Raw genomic sequence first — 24,701 nt, 5'->3', positions numbered from 1 at the left:
CCGTTACTTGGCACCCTCGGTAAACGGCCAGTTAAATGCGCCGATTAATGACAGCGGATAGCGCTCGCCCTGCTGATAGCAACGGATGCTTTCAGCCACCAACGCCGAGCGCAGATTTTTAGCCCGAAGGATCTCTTCCGCGCTGACCCACAGGCAGCGGTCGATATCACTATCGTGCGGCTGGGTAGGGCAAATTTCGCTGAGTTCAATAGCGAAAAGGAAACGCAGAAACGGCGTGCGGTCCGGGGCAATCCACTGGTGCAGACGAATAAAGTGTTGCGGAGTCGCGCGAATGCCGGTCTCCTCCCACAGTTCGCGCTCGGCAGCCTGTACCAGCGTTTCATCCGCTTCAAGATGGCCTGCGGGTTGGTTCCATAACGCTTTACCGTTGATGGTTTCTTCAACGACGAGAAATTTGCCCGCGGCGTGAACAATACAGGCAACGGTAACGTGGGGTTTAAACATGCGTCGGCATCCTTATCGGGCGAGAAAGGAGATAAGGATATAAAGAAGGAGAGGGGAAAATCAAACGCCTGTTCTACATCATCATGACGCTCTGCTGATGGCGAAGCGTCACCGTGATTTGTGGTGCTGAAAACCCTGGCGACATCAGCTAACCGGTTCCTGGAAACAGCTAAGCGTATTGTTGTCCCTGATATTTCCAGGCATCCGTTGCCGGAAGAAGGCTATCCGCGCTCGCCGTCGGCTTCACGCCACTCGCCGTTACCGAGGTTATCCAGCGTATAATCGCCCATGGCATAACGAATTAATCGCAGCGTCGGGTAACCCACGTGGGCGGTCATCCGCCGGACCTGGCGATTGCGGCCTTCATACAGCGTGACTTTCAGCCAGGCGGTCGGGATCGACTTGCGCTCGCGTATCGGTGGGTTACGCGGCCACAGCCAGTCGGGAGCGTCCACGCGTTCGATACCGGCCGGCAGCGTTGGCCCATCGTTCAACGTGACGCCATGCCGCAGCGCGTCTATGGCCTCTTCCGTCGGTTCCCCTTCGACCTGCACATAATAAATTTTTCCCGTCCGCTTGCCCGGCTGCGTGAGCCTGGCCTGCAGGGCGCCGTCGTTTGTTAACACCAACAGGCCTTCACTGTCGCGGTCAAGACGCCCGGCAGCGTATACATTCTGTACGGGAATAAAATCTTTCAGCGTGCTACGGCCTGCTTCGTCGGTAAACTGCGGCAAAACATCATAGGGTTTATTGAACAGAATAACGCGTTTTGGTTGGTTATCCCGGCGCGGCTTAGCGGCTTGTTTTGAGCTGAATCGCTCAACTCGGTGTTTTCTAAAAGAAGTTTTAATCATAGTATTTTCAGGCTTTATAGATTCGCGCATTATAGCCTAAGAACGAGAGTCTTTCATGGCGCCAAACAATCAGGTAGTATTGACAGGCTTATTACAAAACATTAACAAAAATGCTCTAACTCTTTGTGTTGCAGGAAGACGGTAAGACAGTGCATCTCCAGACTCGGTGGAGTGGGTGTAGTAGCGGCAAGAACCTGTGGCGTAAAGGATGACGAGCACACCAGTAGCGCTCGAAGGAGAGGTGAATGGAAAGCAAAGTAGTTGTTCCGGCGGAAGGTCAAAAAATCACCCTGAAAGACGGCAAGCTGAATGTGCCACACAATCCGATTATCCCATTTATTGAAGGCGACGGTATCGGCATTGACGTGACTCCGGCAATGCTGAAAGTGGTTGATGCCGCTGTTGAGAAAGCCTACAAAGGCGAGCGTAAAATTTCCTGGATGGAAATTTACACCGGGGAAAAATCCACTCAGATCTACGGCCAGGACGTATGGCTGCCAGCAGAGACGCTGGATCTTATCCGTGATTACCGCGTTGCTATCAAAGGCCCACTGACCACGCCAGTTGGCGGCGGCATTCGTTCTCTGAACGTTGCGCTGCGTCAGGAACTTGACCTGTACGTTTGTCTGCGTCCGGTTCGTTACTACCAGGGTACCCCTAGCCCGGTTAAACACCCAGAACTGACCGATATGGTTATCTTCCGTGAAAACTCCGAAGACATCTACGCGGGTATCGAATGGAAAGCGGACTCCGCTGACGCTGAGAAAGTGATTAAATTCCTGCGCGAAGAGATGGGCGTGAAGAAAATTCGCTTCCCGGAACATTGCGGTATCGGTATCAAGCCGTGCTCCGAAGAAGGGACCAAGCGTCTGGTGCGTGCGGCGATCGAATATGCGATCACCAATGACCGTGACTCCCTGACCCTGGTGCACAAAGGCAACATCATGAAGTTCACCGAAGGCGCGTTCAAAGACTGGGGCTACCAGCTGATTCGCGACGAATTCGGCGGCGAACTGATCGACGGCGGCCCGTGGCAGAAAATTAAGAACCCGAACACCGGCAAAGAGATCATCATTAAAGATGTGATCGCCGATGCGTTCCTGCAGCAGATCCTGCTGCGTCCGGCAGAATACGACGTTATCGCCTGTATGAACCTCAACGGTGACTATATTTCTGACGCCCTGGCCGCACAGGTTGGCGGCATCGGTATTGCACCGGGCGCAAACATCGGTGATGAGTGCGCACTGTTTGAAGCTACTCACGGTACCGCACCGAAGTACGCAGGTCAGGACAAAGTAAACCCAGGTTCCGTAATCCTTTCTGCTGAGATGATGCTGCGTCACATGCAGTGGTTCGAAGCCGCAGACCTGATCGTTAAAGGCATGGAAGGCGCAATCGCCGCGAAGACCGTGACCTATGACTTCGAACGTCTGATGGAAGGCGCGAAGCTGCTGAAATGTTCAGAGTTTGGCGACGCGATTATCGCGAACATGTAATCCAGATTATGGATGAGTGAAAAACGGGAGCCGATGGGTTCCCGTTTTTATTATTAGAGTTCGAACGGCTATCAACCGTTTATCAAAACAAGCGATCTAATTTCCCTCTAAACTTTTTTCTGGATGGTAGGTTTCTTCGGCCAGTTCCACTTTGGCGTAATCGTTCAGGAAATGATGGCTGTCGGCCTGGCCGTACCGTCATTGTTCTCGGTCGAAATCATTCTGTGCCGGGCCGCTCCGGTGATTTCTGACCGGGTCGGGTATGACAAGCTTTGAAATAAAACTCGGGGCGAAAGACGTTAGCTGAGATAAGAATCCAACACAGGGTAGCGCACGCTCCTGATGTATTTATGAGAGCCTGTTCTTCTGAGCAAAAGGTCCGCTGTGGGCGAGGAGCGGAAGTTGGCAACGTGCGGGTGATTTGGATATTTTTACTAAACTTTTATGAAGGAAGTTATGGCATGGTCTTAATCAGGACGCCAAAGTTAAAAGATATACCCTCTCTAAATAAGCTGTTTCTGCAACTGGGATATCAGACAGAGAGAGAACGCTTAGAAAAGCACATTGACCAAGAGCATACCGGTCTTAGCATATTGGTTGCTGAATTAGAAAAAGAACTTTGCGGGGTTATTGTGGTGAATTTTATCACGCCTCTGCATGAAAACAGTTTATGGGCATTAATTTCAGCGCTGGTCATAGATGAATCATTGCGAGGGGCAGGGATCGGGCGGAAGCTCCTCATCGCCGCTGAGCAAATCGCCCTGGAGAAAGGATGTTCTCAAATTGAGCTTTCAAGCAGTGAAAGAAGAGTCAGAGCACACAAGTTTTATGAAGATAATGGTTATCAGGAAGTGAGGAAGCGTTTTGTTAAACACCTCGCCGACGTTCCCGTTGTTAATTAACTCCCTCGCAAGGTTTGCATTATCCGCTCCTGGCACAGAGCGGACGAACCCACTGAGTTTCAGCTTCACTCTGAGCGAGAAGCGGAACCGGGTTTACCGGTTGTGTGTAACTTAACGGGCTGATTTCGATACTATGCCGGACCCGCTTAACAACATGCGGATACCCAGGCCAATCATGACAATACCTGTAAATCGTTCCTGCCATTTGATAACGCCTGGGTGTTTACCTAGCCAGTTGCCAAAGGTTCCTGATGCCATCGCGACTGACCCCAGGGAAACAATCCCAGCCAGCTTTTGGATACTGCCCAGGACAAGTAATTGCAGCCAGATAGGGCCCGCGGCGGAATCGACAAACTGAGGAAGAAAAGCAAACATGAACAGCAGGGATTTTGGATTAGTCAGGCTGTTCAGGGCGCCTTCCTTAACGGCATTCCAGTCAGAAATTTTTGCCGTTTTTCGCAGCCGCGTATCAGTGCCTGAAGTCGCAATCATTTTTATGCCCAACCACATCAGATAAGCCGCACCGACCCACCTTAGCAGATCTAGCGCTACTGGCCAGGCATGAACAACGGTTACCAGGCCCAGGACAAGAAAAGAAACTTGCACAAAACCAGCGACAAATACATTACCCAGTACCGTAAGCAGTGCAATACGTCTTCCCTGGCCGACGCCTCGGGCGATAGTCAGCATCATGTCTGGCCCAGGAGAAATCTCCAGAAGCGTCAGCGCGAGAAGGAAAGTCATAAATGTTTCGATGGAAGGCATTTTGGTTGAGTCCGGAACACTGTTTCCGCTACGTTACCTCAGTCCGAGTCGAGTCGAAAGTGGAATGTACTTCAACGTCAGCTGTGAACGAGAAGCGGACATTCTGTCAGGAATCCCAGGATTGCTGTTTCTCCATAACCTTTGATCCGTTTGATTCACACGAAGCCCCCTGATTTTCACTGTTTTGACAACGGCAAAGTTGACACTTAATTGAAGCTAAACAGAGGACAGTGGACGGATTAGCAGGCGTACATTTTTATTATGGTATATAACATGGCTCTGGTATTGAAAACCGAATCGCTCAGCCAAATAATTTGAACGCTGGTTTTCTTCCGCAATAATACAGCATACAGGGGAGGTAAATGTCTGGTCTGCCCAGCCTAAAATCGCTGCCAATGCCTCATTGGCGTAACCCTTTCCGCGCATTTCAGCGATGATTGTCCATCCTGCTTCTGGATATGTTAATGCTGGTTCAATATTGCGATGCGCATCCTGAAACCCAAACGCGCCAATATAAAGATGGGTTGCTTTCTCAAAAACAGCCCAGTAACCATAGCCTAACGCTTGCCAGTGACCTATGTAACGTAACAAGCGGGCCCATACTGCTTCTGAAGTAGGAACTTCTCCGCCATTTATCTTAACCATTTCTGGATCGGCCCAGCATGCCTGAAGAGCAGAGAAATCTTCCAACGTGAAATGTTTTAGAATTAAGCGCTCGGTCTCTAGCTGAGGTGCCTGTCGCAAAATCATCATATCCCCTTGAATAGTCAGGTTACATTGTCCGGTTTATTAGTATAAATTGCAGCCAGCCTAGGCTATTAACATAGAATTAACAAGGCATGCTTCCCACAATAAATCATTTGTACGCATCACTATCGGCAATCGATCAATCAAAATGATGCTCGAAAACCAAACTGTCCGCTTCTGGCGCGAAGCAGAATGGGCTGAAGGGAAAATCCCCTGGTGCTCGATGGGCGAGAAGCGGACGTCCTGCTAATGGTGATGGCTCATGCAAGCTGGCCTTGAAGGATTGAAAGTTAACGATTAATCCAGATGACGTAAATGTGTAGCAATCCCCCATCTGAGAGTGTCGCATCTTCCATTAATCAGGTCGAAAACGGAGTAACTCGCGTTGGGTTGGGCATATCGGGAAAAATCATCGACAGATCCACTTTTTAGAATTGAAAGCACGCCCTGACTGACGCGCCCGTGAGACACAATACATATTGTTTGATGATGTCGTTTTTTTTCCAGATTGTATAAAAAATGCATCATTCGCTGAGAAGCATGCGAGAGAGACTCTCCCCCAGGCGGGCAATACTCTGCGTCAAGTTTGAATAACGCCTTTACCGCGTTCGGAGGGAGCTGTGCTGTTGACATGCCTTCAAACTGACCAAATGCCTGTTCTTTCAGGGCGGATTCAGCGATCGGTGAGCAACAAAAGCTCTCAGCCAGACGCTGTCCCATTTGCCAGGCACGGCCGAGCGGAGAAGCGTAAACACATCCTACCCGGTAATCACTCGCTGTAAGCGCCGCAAGTAAGGCCGATGTTTGGCGTTTCCCCCGAGGGGTCAACGCACTGTCACTCTGTCCCTGAATAATGCCTCTTACATTCCACTCTGTTTCCGCGTGTCGAACAAGTATCACTTGCATCATTAAAGGTCCGTGTAGGTTATTGATTTAAATGACGCAGACCAAACATATCCCGTTAATATGATGGGATGTTCTCTGTTCTGGACGAAAAACAGGAACAAGTGTAGATGAATATTGTTATGTTCAGCCTCAGAAGTGATGCATTGAATAGCGTTAATATTCGTTTTTGACACGGAGCGAACGCGCTAAAGGTCTGCCCTGTACCAAAAGTGGACGTCGCAATGTTTGTTCAACTGACACAAGTTGAGCGTTTCATAATGATATCTCTCTGAGGATCTGTCCCAACCTGGATTATCCGTCGCAAACGTGACATCAATGGATGGGCGTGACAGCATTCAATCAGCCAACGACCAAGACCACTTTTCTGATAATCGTTCAGCACGTAGACGTCGCACAAATAAGCAAAAGTGGCATAGTCTGTGACCAGACGGGCGAAGCCGATTTGTTTTGTTCCATCCAGAAGCGCAAAACAGAGGCTGTTCTGGATTGATATCCTGACCGTTTCAGCATCAATGCCAGGAGCCCAGGACGATTGCGAGAGATAATCGTGAATGGCTTCCTGTTGGAAAAAGGCGGGATCGGTTGTGACGGTAAACTGGCCTTTGGTAAAACTCAGATGCTGATTATCCATTATCCATCACACTACCTCATGGGTACGCATGAAGAACCAGATTCATTCATTAACTCATTGTTAATTATGAAGAAGAAAGAAATGTTGTTTGCATTGCTTTTCTACTGTTTTTCGGCGTTGCAGCTAAGTGTGTATTGCAATGTGTATTGCAGAATGAGGTTTTATGGCTGGCGAGAACAAGTTAAGTGACAAGGCATTAAAAGCCTTACATGGTAAACCGCAGCAGCGCCAAAAAATGGTGGCTGATGGTCGGGGGCTGTCTGTCAGAGTAAGCATGAGTGGCACTGTCAGCTTTGTTTACTTCTTTAGGCATTCCGGCCGACAGAGTGCCCCCGTCTGGATGACGTTAGGCAAGTACCCTGATATGACACTTAAACAGGCCAGGGAGAAAAGGGACGAGTGCCGGGGATGGCTGTCACAGGGACTTGATCCACGGATAGAGAACAAACTCACTAAAGAGAGCTTGTTTACTCCGGTGACAGTTAAGAACGCTGTCGATTACTGGTTTGATAACTATGCCAGGGAAAAACGCAAAGAGACGGTGCGCCTCTATCGCCGTTATGAGAGATATATCTTTCCCTACATCGGCGGGTTTCCTGTCGAAAAATGCGGTCTGTCGGACTGGATAAAATGCTTTGAGCGCGTGAAGAAAATAGCACCGGTTCAGTCTGACGCAATGCTGATTGAGTTAAAGCAGATCTTCAAATACTGCCGGGTGCGCCAGTATGTGCGATGTAATGTGCTGGATGACTTGAGTCCTACAGATATTGGTAAGTATCAGAACAAGAGGGAGCGGTTGCTTGAAGAAAGCTATGTTGCTGACCTGTGGGGCGTTTACTTTCATGGCAAGGGCAAAACCCGCGTAATGAATTACAAAAAACGGATGGCGATTTTGTGCCTTGTGTTTGGATGCCGACTCAGTGAGGTTCGTCTATCCACATGGGATGAATGGGACTTCGATAAATGGCTTTGGACGGTGCCTAAAGAGCACAGTAAAAACGGCGAAGAGATTATTCGTCCCGTTCCTCAAAAGATGCGCCAGTGGCTTGTAAACCTTCGTGAAGAGACTAAACGGCGTAAATATATAATGGGTGAACTTAAATCTAACTCAACAGTGAGTGCTATGGGATGTTCAAACTTCACTTCCCTCAAACATGAAAAACGCTGGTCATTACATGATTTGAGACGAACGTTCTCGACAAGTCTTAACGATATGGGCGTTGATTTTATTGTGGTAGAACAGCTGCTGGGGCACACCATAAAGGGCGTGGCCGGAATCTATAATCGCAGCAAGTATATTCCTCAAAAGCAAGAAGCGCTGGACCGATGGGTTGATTACCTTGATGGGCTGGTGGGTGAAGAGAATACAGTCAAAGTGATTAAGAAAAGGAGCGCCTGATATGGCTATGTTATCCGTAGTGAAAAAAAAAGATTTACAGTTGATGCCTGAGCTTGACCGAATGATTCGTGAACCTGAATGCCGAGCTATGACCACGCTGTCTAACTCTACGCGCTGGCGTATGGAACAGGAAGGAAAGTTTCCAAAGCGCATCAAAATTGGACCTTCAGCTGTCGCGTATCGGCTTTCCGAGATCCAAGCATGGATCAAAGGTAGTTGGAATTAATTATAAATATGTTTTAAGTAATTTACAGGGAAGGTATCTTTATCGTCGATACCTTCTCATATTTTAATTTTTCCTACCAGGTCCAAATATTTTCCCGATTAAATTTATCTCTTCAAGGTCTGGGGTGAATTGTAACATTAAAAATTCCTCCAAGGGATGACCTGAACTAGCCTTTGATGTATTAAGAACCATTGTAGGATTATCTTTCATAAATTTAATCAGATGTTGAAATGTTGTGTAAGATAATACATCGGAAATAAATGTGGTTGTTGAATTTTCAACGCGAATATCAACTTCGAACTTCCCATTTTTGGGTCTCGGGTCATGTGATAAATTAGTTATTTCTGATTCGACATATTTGGTTTTGGTTATGTATGTTCGATTCCTTGTCCCATTTAAAAAATTAACTATTCTGGAATAATCTTTTTTCATTGTTTTTAATACGCCGGAATCTATATTATCACTTACGATTTGTAATTTTACATCAGTGTTGAACTTTTCAATTAGACGGGTACAGAATGATAGAGCTGTAATTAAGATGGTTTGTAGTAACTGAGAGTGCATGGACTCTTTTTTTTGCTCTGGGCTGAGTCCAACAAAAGATGCATACGATGACGTATATATTACAGAATAAAAAAACTTAAGATTAAATTGTTTAAATAACTTTTTGATTAAATCAATTGCTTTGGCTTGCTGATTTTTATCTAACTCTGACATGTGAAGTTTTTTTAATGGATCGAGGTTGAGTTTTCTTAATCCACTCTCCATTTTTTCTTCTAGGCTCGGAAGATCCCAGTCGTTGATGAGGAAGCCTGCCATTACTCCTATTTCATGACGGGGTTTTGAGTTTGAATAACCTTTATCCCCTGATTCATCTATGTAGAAGTATATAGTTGTACTATTCATAAACGTCCTTCTAAAAACATTAATATTACAAAGTTTAGATTTTGCGCTAAAAAATTATAACTTAGCCTTTAGGTTCTATTCCGATTTTACGAAGCTTTTCACGGCAGGCATCTTTTACCCATGAACTGAACTGGCCAGAACCAGCAGCCGTATTGATTTGCTCCAGTAGCTCGTCCTCAAAGCGTATGTTTTTAGCCGTGCTGCTAGAACGGTCGAAATCGCGTTTAGTCTTTTTCTCTTGCATTGGTATATACCGGAAGTGTAGAGTGATTATAGATGGTATATACCATCTGCTTATGAAGCAAGTTTTAAAAAAAACGAAGCCCCGAAGTGCTCGAACACTGCCGGGGCTTCTAACCAAACCGTTAACTGGAGTAACGACTATGGCTGGAACACAGCATACCCAAACTCACCCTAAATTTACATGGTTGTTCCTTGGAATGCCTAAAGGACACACATGTAATCCAGTAGTTCTTCGAACGACAGCTGCAACAGAGGAAATTGCGCGTGATGCTTTCAGCGGTTGGGAACTAACCTTCGCAGCAAAAATTCGAACTGAAAGCCCATATTCAGTCACATGGGCAGACCATGATAGCCAGACCCTTTGGTCAATCATCGGCGGGAAAATCGATGTTTCGGGGGTTGCTCATGGCTGATATGCACAATCTCCAGTTACTTATAGACGCTAACTACAATTGTGACGCGAACACAGCGAAACAGGTTTTAACCGCTGCTGATGAAGCTGGTACGACACTTCCGCTTGGTTTGGCATATAGGTAACCTGATGTACTTCGCATCTTCTAATGAAGATTACGACGAAGAATCGTTACGTGCCGACATGTTCAATGTTGGATTACTCATGCGTTGCTTGGGCAACTTTCAGGTAGCAATTAGGACGGCAGAAGAAAATGCAGGTGCTGTAGTGCGTAGCGAAAAAGAGGGGGCTGCCGAATGATTAGCAACGTGAAATTTAACGAACTCGAAAAACGCGTAGATCTGTCTGGTGGATAAGGTGATTTCGCTCGAGACGCAGATCAAATCGTTAACTGATAGTCAGGGAGGCGAAATTCCTCCTGGCATGACAGCAGTAGCGACGTTGGCGGCAGAGTTTGGTATATCGACCAAAAAGGCTGAGGAGCTGGCGAAGAATACCGGGGTTATGCTGGTTAAGCTGAAATCGGGTGGTTTTATTGCACCTGATGAGAAATTTAGAGAAGCGGCCCGTTTAGTTCTGCGCAGTGCCAAACGCAAATACGGATCCGCGTACTGGTTCCATCCACTGATCGGCAAGTTTCAGATGAGTGGGGGTATTCCAAAATGACAGTACAACTGACAGCCGTAGAAACTGTATCTGATGCCCTGTTTACCTGCTCTTATCAGTGGGCCCATGGCAAACAGTACAGTCGTAGTGATTTGGATAAAGCCCTCCACCAGCATAAGGATCCCACTACCCGATACGGGAAGCTGGTGACGCGTCTCAATCAGATAGCTGCGATGCCATACGAGGCGCTTTGTGATGCCGGGTATCTTGATACCGACCGCAAGAAAATGGTTGTCTCTCGCCGTGCCGTTCTGGTGGAAGAGATTGGCGAAGCTGAGATGAATGCATGGTTGTCTGATGTTCAACGGATTCACCGTGTCTTTCCTGATTCCAGTGCAAAGTTCAGAACAAAACTACCGCTCTCCCGGGGTTCTGACGGCTTTGATGTTCGTCAGGACTATATCCTTAAACACTTTTTGCCAGCGCAGTCACTATGCAGTATTTACGGCCCCAGCGGTTCGTATAAGAGCTTTCTCGCGGTTTCGTGGGCCTGTCATATCGCCGCTGGTTTGTCATGGGCAGGGAAGAAGGTATCTCCCGGTGCTGTGCTGTATGTGGTCGGTGAAGGCGGTGTTGGTGTTCCCCGGCGCGTACGGGCATGGGAACAGGTGCACGGCAAACAGGCCGACAATCTTTGGCTAGTTAATCGCCCAGTGTTTCCAGTACGTGAGAGTGAGGTTGCTGAAGTGCTCCTGGCTGCCAGGCAAATTGAATCTGAAAGCGGGGTTCCAGTTCGCATGGTGGTGATCGATACGCTTGCCCGTTGCTTTGGTGGCAATGATGAGAACGATGCTCGTGATATGGGGGCGTTTATCGAGGGCTGTGATGTTATCAAACAGAAAACAGGTGCAACGGTGCTGGTAGTCCACCACTCTGGAAAGGATGAGGCGAAAGGTGCCCGCGGCTCCAGTTCTTTCCGTGCTGCGCTTGATACCGAGTTTAACGTTAAGCGTGAAGGGGATGGAAAGGCGCTTATTATGACCTGCACCAAGATGAAGGATGCAGAAGAACCTGAGCGTAAAGCATACGACCTGAAAACGGCGGAGCTTTACACCGATGAGGATGGTGAGTTGGTTTGCTCTCTGGTGGTACATGATGAGCCAAGGGCGGCAAAAGAGGTGGAACCAGAGCTGTCCAATGTGTCACGCCTTAGCGATAACCACCAGGCGTTATGGCAGGCAGTACGCAGTCGAACAGCCAGAGGGGAGTCATGCACAAGATCTGTTATACGTGACGATTTGAAAGCGATTGGTATCGACACTAAGCACTTTAGCCGTTGGGTTCAAAAGTTGGTAGATGATGGATTGATTATTCAGAACGATGATGTATTAACTGTACAGTCATTACGGGAAGTGGGCGTGTAAGTGGGTAGCAGGTGGGGAAGGTTGGGGAAGTGCCTCTGTTTTCCCCACTTTGCACCTATATACACAGACTAAGTGGGTAAAATTGATGGAAGCCTTGCCATTACTGGTTTGACGTGGTGTTAGTAAAAATGCTTATGGGTAGTAAGTGGGAACTCAACCAAGTGGGGAAAATGTGGGGAATATGAAGGAAGAACCAACTCGTAATGTAGTGGATGAAGCATTTGTACGATTTTTCGATACGTTTCATACTGTGGCTGAAAAATCTTCCGGTACTTTGGCAATAGGCATTATCCAGTTTTTGGTCATGGCTACTTCTGTAATAAAAAGAGCTCAAGCTAATGGATTAATGTATTGGGGGCTAACATTTTTTGCGGTTGTTTCTACTGTTGGTTTCTTTGTGAGTTTTTTTTCTATAATTAATGTGATTTTAAAACAAAATGAATGTGAGAAATGGATTAAGTGTTTGATGATACTGCTGTATGCACCTGTTTATGTAGGGGTGATGCTTTCTGCCATTTCAACATATTATTCATTGAATGGATGATGTTTTTTGAGCCAACTAATAGAAGTTAAAATCGCTTGAGGCATTAGAAAATCGGCAACCAGATACAGGAAGAGCACTAAAACGAAGTTAATGACATGGATGAGTATTCTACGCCGGGGAAACCCGGTTTTTTTATGTCTAAATCTGATTAATCTGTTTTTCTGATAAAAATCTGTTTACTTACCACATTTATCGATCAATTATTCGGCTTGTACCAATAATCACGATAAGGGTAAGAGAATGGATAACGACAACGATAGCCTCAACCTGGGTGAACCGAAGGGCTGTTCAGTGCACATTGATGCGGCCACTAACCAGCGGCTTAAGCAGTACCGTATTCGCTTCATCAAAGAAAACCCGGGCAAGCCAGTGCCGGGGATCGCGCAAATTATTCGCCATGCCGTGAATCAGTGGCTGGATGGTGCCGAATGAAAAGCTGGTACACCATCAAAGCGGCCGGCGATGCCACCGGCGCCAATATCAGTATTTACGAGGAGATCGGCGGCTGGGGTATCACTGCCCAGCAGTTCTCTGAAGATCTGAAAGCCCTTGGCGATATTTCCCATATCAGTCTTCACATTCACTCACCCGGCGGTGACGTTTTCGACGGCATCGCTATCTACAACCTCCTGAATAAACACCCGGCAAAAGTCACAGTGCATATCGATGGTCTGGCCGCTTCTATGGCATCAGTCATTGCGATGGCCGGTGACCGTATCGTTATGCCTGAAAATGCACTCATGATGATTCACAAGCCATGGGGAATTTCAGGCGGTAACGCAAACGATATGCGCGACTATGCCGAGCTGCTGGACAAGGTGGAAAGCGTCCTGATCCCGGCTTACGCCCGTAAAACAGGTAAATCAGCTGAGGTGCTGGGGACCATGCTGGAGAGTGAGACCTGGATGGATGGCCGTGAATGTGTGGCTCAAGGTTTCGCTGACGAACTGTTACCGGCGGTCAGTGCAATGGCCTGTATTGAATCGAAACGAATTGAGGATTTTGAGCATATGCCAAAAGATATTAAAGGGATGATCACCAGCCCGAAAGGCTCCACCGGCAGCGCGGTACCGGAACAGAACCGCATCAACGGGATTAAAGACCTGTTTGCTATGTTTGGCGGTAAGCATGATTCACTGAAGATGCAGTGCCTGGAGGATGTGGACTGTACGCCGGAAAAAGCGAAAGACATGTTGCTGGCCTCACTGGGCAAAAATGCCACCCCGTCGAACAAAACCGCTGATGCACACATTTACGCAGGTAACGGTAACATCACCGGCGATGCTATCCGCCAGGGGCTTTATTCCCGTCTGGGTCACGAACGCGCCGAACGGGGAAACCCTTACGCCATGATGAGCCTGTTTGATATGGCTCAGGCTTCGCTGGTGGATCGCGGCATCAGCGTTAGTGCTTTTGGCAACCGTTCGCAGATTGTGAATATGGCATTTACACACAGCAGCAGCGATTTCTCGCATATCCTGGCTGGTGGTGCTGAAAAGTCGGTGCTGACCGGCTGGCAGAACAGCGGTGAAACATTCCAGCAGTGGACTAAAACCGGCTCGCTCTCTAACTTCCATGAAGCCAAGCGCGTTGGTCTGAATGGCTTCTCTGAGCTGGATAAGGTGCCGGAAGGCGCTGAGTATAAATATGTCACAACCAGTGATAGTGGCGTACCTATCGCTCTGGCGACGTACGGCAATATCTTCTCCATTACCCGCCAGGCCGTCATCAATGACGATTTGAACCAGTTAACGACCATTCCCCAGGCAATGGGCCGCGCTGCGGCGCGTACCGTAGGTAATCTGGTCTACCTCAACCTGACAGCGAACAGTAAGTTCACCGATGGTAAAGCGCTGTTCCACGCCGACCATAAAAACCTCATTGCTAAAGGGATGGATACAGACGGACTCAATGAGGCCCGTAAGGCTATGCGTCTGCAGGAGGATGCAAACGGCGACCCAATCAATGTCATCCCAGCCTATATCCTCGTTCCTGCTGCTCTGGAAGGGGCAGCCAATCGCGCGGTGCTCTCATCTTCCTCGCTGTTCCCGATAGACCAGGACGGCACGCTGAACCAGAACCCAGGCATTATCAACGTGGTGAAGGATATGGCTCAGGTGGTGGTTGAGCCGCGACTGGATAAGGCGGACAACAAGCAGTGGTATGTTGTCGCGGCACAGGGTACAGACACTATCGAGGTGGCTTATCTCGACGGGATGGATACACCATATCTTGAGCAGCAGGAGGGCTTCACCGTTGATGGTATCGCCTGGAAGGTACGCATCGATGCAGGCGTGGCTGCGCTGGACTACCGCGGGCTGGTCAAATCGAGTGGGGCATAAGAGCAGCGGGGCGGCCACAACCACCCATTTCACGTGGGTCCTCCGGGTGGGGCGACCTGCCACGGGGCGGCGGCATCGCGGGAAACGGCTCGTTTTTGAATTGTATGGTCATCATCATCATGTGCTAACTGATTGATTTTAATTGCATGAAAATGATGAAAAACAGGAAAGATGATGGATTGTATGTTTTTTGTTCATCATCTTTGGGGGTAATGATGAAACAAATACGGTTGACGATTACTGAGCTGGCTGGCGCCACGGGGATGCACCGGCAGACAGTATCAAAGCGCCTGCGGGATATTCCACCCGCACCAGGCAGCAGCTGTAAGAGAAAACTATACGACCTGAAATCAGCCTTATCGGCAATCTATTCCACCGGGGGAAGCCAGAATGCAGAACACTGAAGTAATGACAAATATCAAACTGAGCGGGTCACTGGCTAAATTATTTGGAAGGGAGCACCAGAGGGTTATCGGGCCAACACGGGAAGCATTTAGAGCGTTATCAGCCACCATTCCTGGATTCCAGAAGTTCATGAATACCAGTAAAGCCCGCGGGTTGACGTTTGCAATTTTTGTAGGTGAAAAGAATGTTGGAGAGGATGACTTGGCATTCCCTAATGGCGGTCGGGAAATTCGTATAGTTCCTGTAATTATCGGTAGTAAGAAGGCTGGTATCTTCCAGACAATACTAGGCGCGGTCATCATTGCGGCTTCAGCTGTCGGGAATTATTTCGCACCCGGTAACCCATTTTCAGCATTTGGATATAAGGTTGGTGCAGCAATGATGTTAGGTGGTGTCGTTCAGATGTTGTCACCGCAACCAGCCGGATTAGCCAGCAAACAGGATGCCGACAATAAAGCCTCCTACGCCTTTGGTGGTGTGACTAACACCGCGGCTCAGGGGTATCCTGTGCCACTTGGTTACGGTAAGCGCCGCATAGGCGGCGCTATAATTTCGGCAGGAATATATGTAGAAGATAAACTATAGTTAAACCCTGTTCAATTTAAGTAAGGTTGTCGATGATATTTTTAGTATAGTCGAACTTGTTATTCCACTCGGCAACCACTTCACGAGTCATTTTGTTTACTCTTCCTGTTTTTATGTTGTGAGTATTGCCGGATACTATTTGAATTTCATTGTTGTTATTTAATGCTGAATCGAATGATAAAAAATCGTTCTGTTCTCCAAACGATCTATTTTCGTGCAAGGCTTTTATTGTTCGCTCTTTAAAATTAACATCACAGCGAGAACCAAAAATAACCCCTTTTACCAAAGACACTTCATGATGAAGTATTTCTCCTGCTGACCTTGTTTGAGAGAAGATTACAAGTCGGCTTTCTTTCTCATATTCCCAGTGTTTATTTTTAGAGATGAAGCATGAACTGTCTGTAAAGACATTGTTGAATATTAACGACCATAAATCAACTTGGCTTACTCTATCTAAATAAGTTACGTCTTGCATTTCAACTTTTAATACATCCCCTCCATAAATGTGCTTTTTTAATTCTGTCTTTCCATGTTCAAAATCATAAATCAATACACATCCCTTAAAACCATTGGCATAATGCGACCACATTAGATAATTAAATGGGTCTTTACTAAAGGAAACAGATAAGAAATTAATTTCATCCTTTAGTCTGCAAAATTTACCAATCAAAAATGATGCAGCGGAATCAATGTCTTGACCTGATGCTAGATTATGGTTTTCTATTATTTTAGCTACATCTCTTTGGATTTGTGATTTATCTTCAACTATCTGCATTAAATTCTGGTTGCAGAATAATTTGTTTGTATCTATATAAAAACTGTCATCTTGAGGTTTTGTAATATAATCCGAAAAATATATCCCAAAATAATTTAGATGTTCTAGAAGTTTTTTCCATTTTTCGATGTCATCCCAAAGCACAGGATTGAACCACAAATCCATTGGATCGTTTAGCGTGCTGTTGGAAGCGAAAAAAAGTTCGTTGTATCTTATTGATTTTTCGAAATAAGTGTCATTTCTAAAATATTTGAAATAATACATATTTGAGAGTTCTCTTTACGTTTCCAAGTGTATTGCAAAGTGTATTGCAGCTCTTAAAACGACAAATATGATATAGGGGAAAACGCTTTAAAACCAGTGGGTTGTTTTCAAAGCATTGCATGATGATCCACCACTCCTTGCAACTTGCTTTGATGAGGCAAGCCCTAATGGCATACCGGGCAACAATTCAGGATGCTTTCTCATGTACCGTCATGAGAAATACCAATGGGTCCTTCTCCCGGTTTTCATAGAAATGAGGAACGTCCGTTCTGGCCGTTGCCGAACAGCCGGTTTTTACCCGATACAGATGGTCCTGTACGCCCAGTGTGAGCGTGCCCTTCTGAACATAAAAAAGTTCAAGCGTTCCTTCCGTGTGGCCGGGTGACGCAAACTTTTCCCCTGGCTGCATTTCCCACATCCAGAGCTCGGTCATATCAGGGCCACCCGACCCAGCAAGCAACCTTGCTCTCCCACCTTTTTCACCTGCCCACAATTCTGGGATCTCGTCTTCAGCAATGAGATGAACGGTCGGCTTGGAACTGACATCCACAAAATCTGCCACCGAAACCCCCATCGCGGCAGCCAGACGGCATAACAGGGCAATGCTGGGATTCGCCCGGCATCCCTCAATCTCAACCAGCGCTCCCTTGCTGACGCCGGCCCGACGGGAGAGCTCATCGAGGGATATTTTCTTTTGCTTACGATACCGTTTAATTCGCTGAGATACGGCTTCATTCACCGTGTTGACGATAGAATTTGCATCGGTCATTAAATTGACTTTTTTGGTCATCGGTCATTATTATGGGATAAATTAGTCATTACAGGATTATCGCGTGTTAACAGTATCTCCGTCAATTGCCCCTGAAATTTATCGTATTGCGCCAGGTTTTCGGGCTCTCAGTATCTATGTAAACGCTGCGCCAGTGCTTAATCCTGACGCTGGAGAAACCGCGCTGCGGGAAGCCTGTGAAGCCGTTCTGGCCGGTGAACCTGAATGGGCGGAAGCTCATCTGGCCGCATGGGCCGATGTTTTTCAAAAATTTGGCGCTAAACCTAAACGCGCCCCTTGCTCAGCGGATGCGTTACGTAAGCGCGTATTACGTGACGGAACGATGCCATCGCTCGACCCCATCGTTGATCTTTATAATGCCGTTAGCCTCCGCTACGCCATTCCGGTTGGTGGAGAGAATATTTCTGCCTATCAGGGGGCGCCACGTCTGGCTGTGGCAAAAGGAATCGAGCCTTTTGATACCGTCAAAGAGGGGGAAACGGCCGTTGAATATCCTTCACAAGGCGAGGTTATCTGGTGTGATGACACCGGCGTGACTTGCCGTCGATGGAACTGGCGACAGGGGATCAGAACCCGCTTAGGCGTGGAAGCTCAGCAAATGTGGTTCATTCTGGAAAGTCTCCCACAGATGCCGTTGGAGAGGCTTCACGAAGCCGGGAAAATGCTGACCGATGGACTTGAAAAAATGATGCCTGGTCTGTGGTTTGAAGTGGCTCTCATCGAAGAACAACAACAGTAATACCATTCAGGAGAAACACTTATGTTTACCGGTTTGTCGGCGTTTCCATTAACGCCAGTCACCGCCAGCGGCGTGGATGAAAAGGGGTTCAGCCATATTCTTTCCCGCCTGACAGAAGCTCGGGTGGATTCTATGGGCATCCTGGGGTCAACCGGAAGCTACGCCTATCTGACCCGGGAGCAGCGCAAGCGGGTAGCTACTCTGGCAAAACGGCATGCCGGGGATATCCCTGTTATGGTATGCGTGGGGTCGGTCAGTACCGATGCCATTCTGCACCTGGCAGATGATGCGCAGGCCGCCGGCGCGAATGCCCTGTTACTCCCGGCGGTCAGTTATCAATCACTCCGTGACGAAGAAGTCTTCTCACTCTTTGAGACCGTTACCCGGCACGTGTCTGTACCGGTGTGTATCTACGATAATCCGGGCACTACGCATTTTACCTTTACGGATGAACTCCACGGTCGTCTCTCATCACTTGAGGGTGTTTGCTCGGTCAAGATCCCTGGCGTCCCGGATAGTTCGGCTGCTGCGGCCGAACGGGTAGAGGCCTTACGTCGACATCTGCGCCCTGGCGTAACAATCGGTATCAGTGGCGACGCTTATGCGGGGCTGGGATTAAACGCCGGTTGTGAAGTCTGGTATTCCGTGTGCGGCGGTCTGTTCCCTGAGATGTCGAAACAAATCACTGAAGCCGCGGCGGTAAAGGATCATCAACGCGTTACAGCCCTGACAGACCGCCTTGAACCTTTGTGGGCGCTGTTCCGTAAACATGGTGGAAGTCTTCGTGTTATTGCCGCTGCCGCAGGTGTGCTTGGACTTACCAATACGGACTGCTTGCCTCGACCTCTACAGCCGTTGTCAGCAGATGATATCGCGGATATTGCCCGTGTGATAAGCAAGCTGGAGCTGAAGTAATCTACCTGCAGTGCCGCCAGTCCTTCTGGAACCTGGCTGAATATCAATCCTCATTACCTGTTTAAAGCAACAGCTTTAGGCCCATTTCTTGCTCATCAGGCGCAACCATACTCAAATCTTCCACATTGCAGGAGATTTGAGTATGAACAAGCCATCGTGGAACAAAGACCGTATCATTGGCCAAAAAGACCGCTTCAGATAACTCACCTCTGGACCGGGAACGTCAGTCGAGCTTGCGTGGACACAACGGTGGCGCTTGCGCCCCCAGCCAGCCTGCCATAGTTTATTTATGAAAAATGATTCTCATTAACATTTAGCGTGATGTGATGTTTAATAGCGTTTTTCCTATTCAAAGGATGTGAAATGAGTCTTCGATTTTCGACATTACGTCGCATTCCCGGTGGCGTCTGGATTATTGGTTTCGTCAGCCTTTTGATGGATATTTCATCTGAAATGATCCACAGCCTCCTGCCACTTTTCATGGCAACGTCTTTAGGGGCTCCGGTAGTTATCATCGGACTCATAGAAGGAGTGGCTGAAGCGACAGCGTTGTGCGTCAAAGTTTTTTCAGGGGTTATCAGCGATTACATTGGCAAACGTAAAGGGCTGGCTGTCCTTGGATATGGCCTTGGCGCGCTTAGCAAGCCGCTGTTCGCACTGGCCTCCACATCAGGAATGATATTCAGCGCACGAATGATTGACCGTGTAGGCAAAGGAATAAGAGGGGCGCCCCGAGATGCTCTCGTTGCTGACGTTACTCCGCCCGAGATCAGAGGAGCGGCTTATGGCCTGCGCCAGACACTGGACACAATGGGAGGGTTCCTCGGACCGCTGCTTGCCGTGGGCCTGATGCTGTTATGGAGTAATGATTTCCGCGCCGTTTACTGGGTGGCGGTCGTTCCAGCCTTTCTGGCCGTGGCCCTGTTATTCTTCGGATTACATGAACCACGCTCGCCTGTCGTAACAGCCAGGACTAACCCGATAAAAAAAGAGAACCTGAAAAGGCTGGGCGTAGATTGTTGGTGGGTGATAGGGCTCGGCGGGGTATTTACTCTCGCCAGGTTTAGTGAGGCTTTCCTGGTTCTCAGAGCTCATGAGGTCAATATTCCACTGGCTTTCATCCCTCTCGTTATGGTCGCCATGAATATTGTATTTTCATTTACAGCCTATCCGTTCGGACGCTTATCAGACAGCACCAGCCACCGGCGATTGCTCCAGATGGGGCTGGTGGTGCTCATCGTGGCAGATTTAGTCCTTGCCCTGAGTCATTCCTGGGTGGGGATTATTGTTGGCGTAGTATTGTGGGGTGTACATATGGGAATGACACAGGGTTTGCTGAACTCGATGATTGCTCACACCGCACCAGCTGACCTTCGTGGAACGGCGTTCGGATTATTCAGTTTGTTGAGTGGCCTGGGATTACTGATAGCGAGTCTGGGGGCAGGATTGTTGTGGGACATCTGGGGTTCTGCTTCTACATTTTTTGCTGGCGCGGTGATCTGTGTATTGACGTTAATTCTGACTCGGTTTGTCCCTGAGAAGTCCGATTAATCAATCGGTGCCGATGAAATCCTGAGATATGCCTCTCAATAGCTTCGGCTGGCTGGGCAATGAGTCATTCCGTGCTCGATGAGCCGACTCGGCGTCATCGTTCTAATGGGTATCGCGCTGTTTTTCATTTACGCCAGCAGCAAGTCACAAGCCGCACCGACGAAAATTTCGAACCGAGGCTGACATTTTTAAATCCCTCCCGGTTTGCGACTAAACAGGGAGGGGCAGGAGAGGATGTCATTATCGCCTGAATCTCCCGAAAGGCAGGTCGTCAGATACAGGGCCCAGTGGCACATCCGTACATCATGTATAGCGGAAACAAAGGTACTAAGGGGATCATGGCGACTTGGCCAAGATCGCTAATCGTTTTGGTCTTATCATTGATGGATACCACAACCGGGTGTTCTAACTGGTAGGCGGCGGCCAGATCGGGCGGGTACGATGAAGACCAAAATCCTGCTGCTTTAAACGAAACACCGAGGTGATCGTTATCAATTTGCACCGCATGATACTCATTGCGCAATTGGGTCAACTGCCCGGCATCCAGCTTGCGCTTATCCATCACAACCTGGTATTCCGCCGTCACCTCATGTTGCTCTACCTCAAAGCTAACCCGCACCCCGGAAGCCTGTTGGTGATAGCGTTCATAAAAAGTCTTATAACGTTGATACTCCTGAGGTACACCGTTACGGTTAAAACGGTAACCGTATTTAGCTGAACTGGCGATAATGCCGGACTCGGTAGGTTTAACAGCCACAATGGTATCCGTAGGCGGCAAGTTGGGTGCACTTGTACATCCTACAAGCATCACCACGACCAGCAGCGATAAATATTTCATCATTTTGAGCGGTTCCTGTTCGCTATTTTCTCTGTGATATCAGGAGGTTTTTTAACACACGGAGACAAACATTTATCCTTGTGTATCATCATTTCCGAACCTGCTTTTAACCCTACATTTTCTTGTTCATACGCAGCGCATCAACAACGAGTGAAAAAGCCGGTGAAGGCTGTTTACGGCTGGGGTAATAAAGATAGTAGCCTGGAAAAGGATGACACCAGGACTCAAGTACGTGTACGAGACGACCTTCTCGAATGTGTGAGCCGAACTCTTCTTCGGGCAAAAAGGCGATGCCTAACCCAGCCAGCGCAGCGTCGACAACATGTTCCGACGTATTAAATGTCAACTGTCCGTTAACCCGGACGTTCAGTTCTCCTCCTTCCCGATCAAATTCCCAAACATAAATCCCCCCGGATCGGACCATACGCATATTAATACACTGATGCTGTGTAAGATCATGGGGCGTTTGGGGGATCGGATATCGTTCGAAATAATCGGGCGAGGCTGCCGCTGCCATACGCAGTTTCGGGCCGATTGGCATCGCTATCATGTCTTTATCGATCGTGTCACCAAGCCGTACGCCCGCATCAAAACGATCTGCCACGATATCCCGGAATCCGTGGTTTGCATCGAACTCGATATGAATATCCGGATACTCGCGCAGCAGTGGCGTCAGTTTAGGCAGAAGGGTCGTTTTCAGCACGTTCGGCCCGCAGGTTATTCGGACGGTCCCCGCAGGCTTGTCCCGCAGTTCGGTCAGCATATCCAGCTCAGCCTCAATCTCGTCAATGCGATGGCCCACTGATTGCAGCAGGCGCTCCCCGGCGGCCGTCGGGGACACGCTGCGGGTTGTCCGCGTCAGCAGGCGGATTTGCATCCGCTCTTCCAGCCCGGAAATCGCCTGACTCAGCGCTGGCTGGGTCACGCCAAGCAGCGCGGCGGCACGCGTGAAGCTGCCTTCCCGCGCCACGGTGACAAAAGAGAGTAAATCGTTGAGGTTGCGTCTTGCCACGTTTGTTTCCTGGCTATTTATAAATTTTACTTATAAGGCTATTAAGCATTCATTAGCTAGTTTTGCCGCTGCCTATTGGTAACAATAATGCGATGAAAAAGTCAATGCTAAACAATACGCAAAATGCTGATGGCAAAACGTCGCTGTTGCTTCTGCTCTTTATCGGGCTGCTGTGCGTCACGCAGTTCGTGATGGCGGGTAACAACAAACGGGTAGCCGTACAGGAGACGCTGATGAAAATTGAGATCGTTGTGAACGGTGAGACCGCGACCGCCACCCTCTATAACACACCGACAGGGCGGGATTTTGCGTCACTGCTTCCCCTCAGCCTCACGCTGCAGGATTACGCCGATATAGAGCGCATTAGCGATCTACCGCGCAGGCTTTCTACGGCACAGGCTCCAGAAGGCATGACGCCGCAAGCCGGGGATATAACTTTCTACGCGCCCTGGGGCAACCTGGCGATTTTTGTCCAGGGTAGACCTTACGCCCGTTCACTGATCCCGGTTGGCAAAGTCGATTCAGGGCTGCCCGCCCTGCAGCGCCACGGACCGCTTAGGGTACAGATCAGGGCCGTAGACTAAGCGGTCACGCGTTTCAAAAAAACGCATTTCCTTTTACCACCAGACTTATCCCTCACGTCGTCGCTTCGGGGTCTCTTGCAGGCCTGAAGGCGCAAGGGGAGGGCATCGTATTATCTACAGAAAAGAAAGGCTAAATGCGTAATCAGAAAACTGAAACCAGAAACAACAACGGAGCAAGTGAAAAACAGCGGGCGCACTGGGGCGGCGTGTTTGCCATGACGCTGTGCGTCTTCGCCCTGATCGCCTCCGAATTTATGCCGGTCAGCCTCCTGACGCCGATGGCGCACTCCCTGAATATTACCGAAGGCATGGCCGGGCAGGGAATCGCCATTTCTGGCGCGTTTGCGGTAGTGACTAGCCTGTTTATTTCCAGAGTGTCAGGCGCGCTTGACCGGAAAATCCTGCTGCTCGGCCTGACGTGCATGATGGCGCTTTCCGGCGCTGTCATCGCGATGGCGCCCAATTACCTGACCTATATGGCGGGTCGCGCCCTGATTGGCATCGTCGTCGGCGGGTTCTGGTCGATGTCGGCGGCGACAGCGATGCGATTGGTACCGGTGCACCGTGTTCCGTTGGCGCTGGCTATTTTCAATAGCGGTAATGCGCTGGCAACCGTCGTGGCTGCCCCCCTGGGCAGTTGGCTGGGTTCAGTCATCGGCTGGCGGGGAGCCTTCTTCTGCCTGTTACCTGTCGCCATCATCGCGTTTGTCTGGCAACTGCTCAGCCTACCCTCCATGCCGGTTACCCGTCAGCCGGCGGGGGCCGGCAATGTCTTCATGCTGTTTCGCCGCCGGGTGGTCACGCTGGGCATGCTGGGTGTGGGAATTTTCTTTATGGGCCAGTTCACGCTCTTCACTTATATCCGGCCTTTCCTTGAGGCGGTCACGAAGGTGGATGCCTCGGCGGGGACTCTCATCCTGTTGGTCATCGGTATGGCCGGTTTCATCGGCACCGCGCTGATTGGCCGGGTATTGAAGCGCGGATTCTACCCGACCCTGATGGCGATTCCCGTGCTGATGGCAATTGTCGCACTCGCCCTGATCGCGTTTGGCAGCCAGGCGGCCATTGTGACGGCGTTGCTGGGGCTGTGGGGGTTTATTTCAACCGCCGCGCCCGTGGGGTGGTGGGCATGGATTCCACGCACGTTCCCGCAGAATGCCGAAGCGGGCGGCGGGCTGATGGTGGCGATGGTGCAACTGTCTATTGCGCTGGGCTCCACCGTCGGGGGCCTGCTGTTCGACCATCATGGCTACCAGAGCACCTTCCTGACCAGCGCCGCGATGTTGATTATTGCAACCGTACTGATTTTCCTGACCTCACGTGCAGACGCATCTGCCGGTGACCATTGATAACACTAATCCTGATAAGGAAACCA

Annotated in this window: 29 protein-coding genes and 2 pseudogenes; 19 read left to right on the top strand and 12 right to left on the bottom strand. The window is 49.0% G+C overall.

What is annotated here, in order from left to right; genetic code table 11:
- Positions 1–3: 3 nt before the first annotated feature.
- Positions 4–465, bottom strand: coding sequence for an NUDIX hydrolase (locus tag ABTW00_RS13980; RefSeq protein WP_065356322.1), 462 nt, complete (start codon positions 463–465; stop codon positions 4–6).
- A gap of 221 nt (positions 466–686) precedes the next feature.
- Positions 687–1,349: a 23S rRNA pseudouridine(2457) synthase RluE gene (gene rluE, locus ABTW00_RS13975; RefSeq protein WP_065356323.1), complete on the bottom strand. Its 663-nt coding sequence runs from the start codon at positions 1,347–1,349 to the stop codon at positions 687–689.
- Positions 1,350–1,564: 215 nt separating this feature from the next.
- On the opposite strand from rluE, the gene icd reads away from it, so the two are divergent.
- Positions 1,565–2,815, top strand: a complete 1,251-nt coding sequence (icd, locus tag ABTW00_RS13970; RefSeq protein WP_065356324.1) for an NADP-dependent isocitrate dehydrogenase — start codon at positions 1,565–1,567, stop codon at positions 2,813–2,815.
- A 461-nt stretch (positions 2,816–3,276) separates the two neighbouring features.
- A complete protein-coding gene (locus ABTW00_RS13965; protein WP_433641040.1) occupies positions 3,277–3,717 on the top strand; it encodes a GNAT family N-acetyltransferase in 441 nt (146 codons plus the stop codon).
- Positions 3,718–3,828: 111 nt separating this feature from the next.
- On the opposite strand, the gene ABTW00_RS13960 is transcribed toward ABTW00_RS13965, so the two are convergent.
- The 4 genes from ABTW00_RS13960 to ABTW00_RS13945 all read right to left on the bottom strand — a co-directional run bounded on the left by ABTW00_RS13960 (position 3,829) and on the right by ABTW00_RS13945 (position 6,766).
- Complete coding sequence (locus tag ABTW00_RS13960) at positions 3,829–4,482, bottom strand: LysE family translocator (protein ID WP_433636089.1); 654 nt, start codon at positions 4,480–4,482, stop codon at positions 3,829–3,831.
- Between the two features lie 216 nt (positions 4,483–4,698).
- Positions 4,699–5,232, bottom strand: a complete 534-nt coding sequence (locus ABTW00_RS13955; RefSeq protein ID WP_433636088.1) for a GNAT family N-acetyltransferase — start codon at positions 5,230–5,232, stop codon at positions 4,699–4,701.
- 294 nt (positions 5,233–5,526) lie between these two features.
- Complete coding sequence (locus tag ABTW00_RS13950) at positions 5,527–6,138, bottom strand: histidine phosphatase family protein (RefSeq protein WP_433636087.1); 612 nt, start codon at positions 6,136–6,138, stop codon at positions 5,527–5,529.
- 226 nt (positions 6,139–6,364) lie between these two features.
- Complete coding sequence (locus ABTW00_RS13945; protein ID WP_433636086.1) at positions 6,365–6,766, bottom strand: GNAT family N-acetyltransferase; 402 nt, start codon at positions 6,764–6,766, stop codon at positions 6,365–6,367.
- A 163-nt stretch (positions 6,767–6,929) separates the two neighbouring features.
- Between ABTW00_RS13945 and ABTW00_RS13940 the strand changes: the two genes are divergently transcribed.
- Positions 6,930–8,165 carry a tyrosine-type recombinase/integrase gene (locus ABTW00_RS13940; RefSeq protein ID WP_433636084.1) on the top strand — a complete coding sequence of 412 codons (1,236 nt, stop codon included), beginning with the start codon at positions 6,930–6,932 and terminating at the stop codon, positions 8,163–8,165.
- A gap of 1 nt (position 8,166) precedes the next feature.
- Positions 8,167–8,391, top strand: a complete 225-nt coding sequence (locus ABTW00_RS13935) for a helix-turn-helix transcriptional regulator (RefSeq protein ID WP_433636083.1) — start codon at positions 8,167–8,169, stop codon at positions 8,389–8,391.
- Positions 8,392–8,454: 63 nt separating this feature from the next.
- On the opposite strand, the gene ABTW00_RS13930 is transcribed toward ABTW00_RS13935, so the two are convergent.
- Together ABTW00_RS13930 and ABTW00_RS13925 are read right to left on the bottom strand one after the other, a co-directional pair.
- Positions 8,455–9,297, bottom strand: coding sequence for a DUF3800 domain-containing protein (locus ABTW00_RS13930; protein WP_433636081.1), 843 nt, complete (start codon positions 9,295–9,297; stop codon positions 8,455–8,457).
- 61 nt (positions 9,298–9,358) lie between these two features.
- Positions 9,359–9,541: a YlcI/YnfO family protein gene (locus ABTW00_RS13925; protein WP_433636080.1), complete on the bottom strand. Its 183-nt coding sequence runs from the start codon at positions 9,539–9,541 to the stop codon at positions 9,359–9,361.
- A 139-nt stretch (positions 9,542–9,680) separates the two neighbouring features.
- On the opposite strand from ABTW00_RS13925, the gene ABTW00_RS13920 reads away from it, so the two are divergent.
- The 9 genes and pseudogenes from ABTW00_RS13920 to ABTW00_RS13880 all read left to right on the top strand — a co-directional run bounded on the left by ABTW00_RS13920 (position 9,681) and on the right by ABTW00_RS13880 (position 15,858).
- Positions 9,681–9,953 carry a host cell division inhibitor Icd-like protein gene (locus tag ABTW00_RS13920; protein WP_072129108.1) on the top strand — a complete coding sequence of 91 codons (273 nt, stop codon included), beginning with the start codon at positions 9,681–9,683 and terminating at the stop codon, positions 9,951–9,953.
- Between the two features lie 80 nt (positions 9,954–10,033).
- Entirely contained in the window at positions 10,034–10,252 is a 219-nt protein-coding gene (locus ABTW00_RS13915; protein ID WP_433636079.1) for a hypothetical protein, read from the top strand.
- Positions 10,249–10,618 (top strand): annotated as a pseudogene (locus tag ABTW00_RS13910) (hypothetical protein). The gene ABTW00_RS13915 and the pseudogene ABTW00_RS13910 overlap by 4 nt, the downstream one beginning before the upstream one ends.
- A complete protein-coding gene (locus ABTW00_RS13905; protein WP_433636077.1) occupies positions 10,615–11,982 on the top strand; it encodes a helicase RepA family protein in 1,368 nt (455 codons plus the stop codon). The pseudogene ABTW00_RS13910 and the gene ABTW00_RS13905 overlap by 4 nt, the downstream one beginning before the upstream one ends.
- A gap of 145 nt (positions 11,983–12,127) precedes the next feature.
- A complete protein-coding gene (locus tag ABTW00_RS13900; protein ID WP_433636076.1) occupies positions 12,128–12,526 on the top strand; it encodes a hypothetical protein in 399 nt (132 codons plus the stop codon).
- 240 nt (positions 12,527–12,766) lie between these two features.
- Positions 12,767–12,958 carry a hypothetical protein gene (locus tag ABTW00_RS13895; protein ID WP_052284111.1) on the top strand — a complete coding sequence of 64 codons (192 nt, stop codon included), beginning with the start codon at positions 12,767–12,769 and terminating at the stop codon, positions 12,956–12,958.
- A complete protein-coding gene (locus tag ABTW00_RS13890; protein WP_433636075.1) occupies positions 12,955–14,868 on the top strand; it encodes a ClpP-like prohead protease/major capsid protein fusion protein in 1,914 nt (637 codons plus the stop codon). Before ABTW00_RS13895 ends, ABTW00_RS13890 begins: the two co-directional genes overlap by 4 nt.
- 146 nt (positions 14,869–15,014) lie before the next feature.
- Positions 15,015–15,272, top strand: a complete 258-nt coding sequence (locus tag ABTW00_RS13885; protein ID WP_326970917.1) for a DUF1441 family protein — start codon at positions 15,015–15,017, stop codon at positions 15,270–15,272.
- Positions 15,259–15,858, top strand: coding sequence for a tail assembly protein (locus ABTW00_RS13880; protein WP_433636074.1), 600 nt, complete (start codon positions 15,259–15,261; stop codon positions 15,856–15,858). The genes ABTW00_RS13885 and ABTW00_RS13880 overlap by 14 nt, the downstream gene beginning before the upstream one ends.
- Positions 15,859–15,874: 16 nt before the next feature.
- Here the strand turns inward: ABTW00_RS13880 and ABTW00_RS13875 are convergent, their stop codons facing one another.
- Together ABTW00_RS13875 and ABTW00_RS13870 are read right to left on the bottom strand one after the other, a co-directional pair.
- Positions 15,875–16,897 carry a DUF2971 domain-containing protein gene (locus ABTW00_RS13875; RefSeq protein ID WP_433636073.1) on the bottom strand — a complete coding sequence of 341 codons (1,023 nt, stop codon included), beginning with the start codon at positions 16,895–16,897 and terminating at the stop codon, positions 15,875–15,877.
- Positions 16,898–17,084: 187 nt separating this feature from the next.
- A complete protein-coding gene (locus ABTW00_RS13870) occupies positions 17,085–17,687 on the bottom strand; it encodes a helix-turn-helix domain-containing protein (RefSeq protein ID WP_433636072.1) in 603 nt (200 codons plus the stop codon).
- Between the two features lie 43 nt (positions 17,688–17,730).
- Between ABTW00_RS13870 and ABTW00_RS13865 the strand changes: the two genes are divergently transcribed.
- From ABTW00_RS13865 to ABTW00_RS13850, 4 genes and pseudogenes are all read left to right on the top strand, one after another.
- Positions 17,731–18,426 carry a B3/B4 domain-containing protein gene (locus ABTW00_RS13865; protein ID WP_433636070.1) on the top strand — a complete coding sequence of 232 codons (696 nt, stop codon included), beginning with the start codon at positions 17,731–17,733 and terminating at the stop codon, positions 18,424–18,426.
- Positions 18,427–18,447: 21 nt separating this feature from the next.
- Positions 18,448–19,341: a dihydrodipicolinate synthase family protein gene (locus ABTW00_RS13860; RefSeq protein WP_433636069.1), complete on the top strand. Its 894-nt coding sequence runs from the start codon at positions 18,448–18,450 to the stop codon at positions 19,339–19,341.
- A gap of 363 nt (positions 19,342–19,704) precedes the next feature.
- Positions 19,705–20,892, top strand: coding sequence for an MFS transporter (locus ABTW00_RS13855; protein WP_433636068.1), 1,188 nt, complete (start codon positions 19,705–19,707; stop codon positions 20,890–20,892).
- Positions 20,893–20,920: 28 nt separating this feature from the next.
- A pseudogene (locus ABTW00_RS13850) lies at positions 20,921–21,075 on the top strand (DMT family transporter); the annotation flags it as partial.
- Positions 21,076–21,163: 88 nt separating this feature from the next.
- Here ABTW00_RS13850 and ABTW00_RS13845 read toward each other — a convergent pair.
- The gene (locus ABTW00_RS13845) at positions 21,164–21,733 is read right to left on the bottom strand and encodes a hypothetical protein (RefSeq protein ID WP_065356332.1); all 570 of its coding nucleotides are present in this window, start codon (positions 21,731–21,733) and stop codon (positions 21,164–21,166) included.
- A gap of 109 nt (positions 21,734–21,842) precedes the next feature.
- Complete coding sequence (locus ABTW00_RS13840; RefSeq protein WP_064546314.1) at positions 21,843–22,742, bottom strand: LysR family transcriptional regulator; 900 nt, start codon at positions 22,740–22,742, stop codon at positions 21,843–21,845.
- 104 nt (positions 22,743–22,846) lie between these two features.
- Here ABTW00_RS13840 and ABTW00_RS13835 point away from each other — a divergent pair, with 104 nt between their 5' ends.
- Both ABTW00_RS13835 and ABTW00_RS13830 read left to right on the top strand, forming a co-directional pair.
- A complete protein-coding gene (locus ABTW00_RS13835; protein WP_433636067.1) occupies positions 22,847–23,326 on the top strand; it encodes a cyclophilin-like fold protein in 480 nt (159 codons plus the stop codon).
- Positions 23,327–23,460: 134 nt separating this feature from the next.
- Entirely contained in the window at positions 23,461–24,675 is a 1,215-nt protein-coding gene (locus ABTW00_RS13830) for an MFS transporter (protein ID WP_433636066.1), read from the top strand.
- Positions 24,676–24,701 lie beyond the last annotated feature (26 nt).

The sequence above is a fragment of the Kluyvera georgiana genome, from assembly GCF_050990895.1.
GTDB classification, from domain to species: Bacteria; Pseudomonadota; Gammaproteobacteria; order Enterobacterales; family Enterobacteriaceae; genus Kluyvera; species Kluyvera georgiana.
Note: the sequence above shows the minus strand (reverse complement) of the source record. Positions and strands in the feature narration are given on the sequence as shown.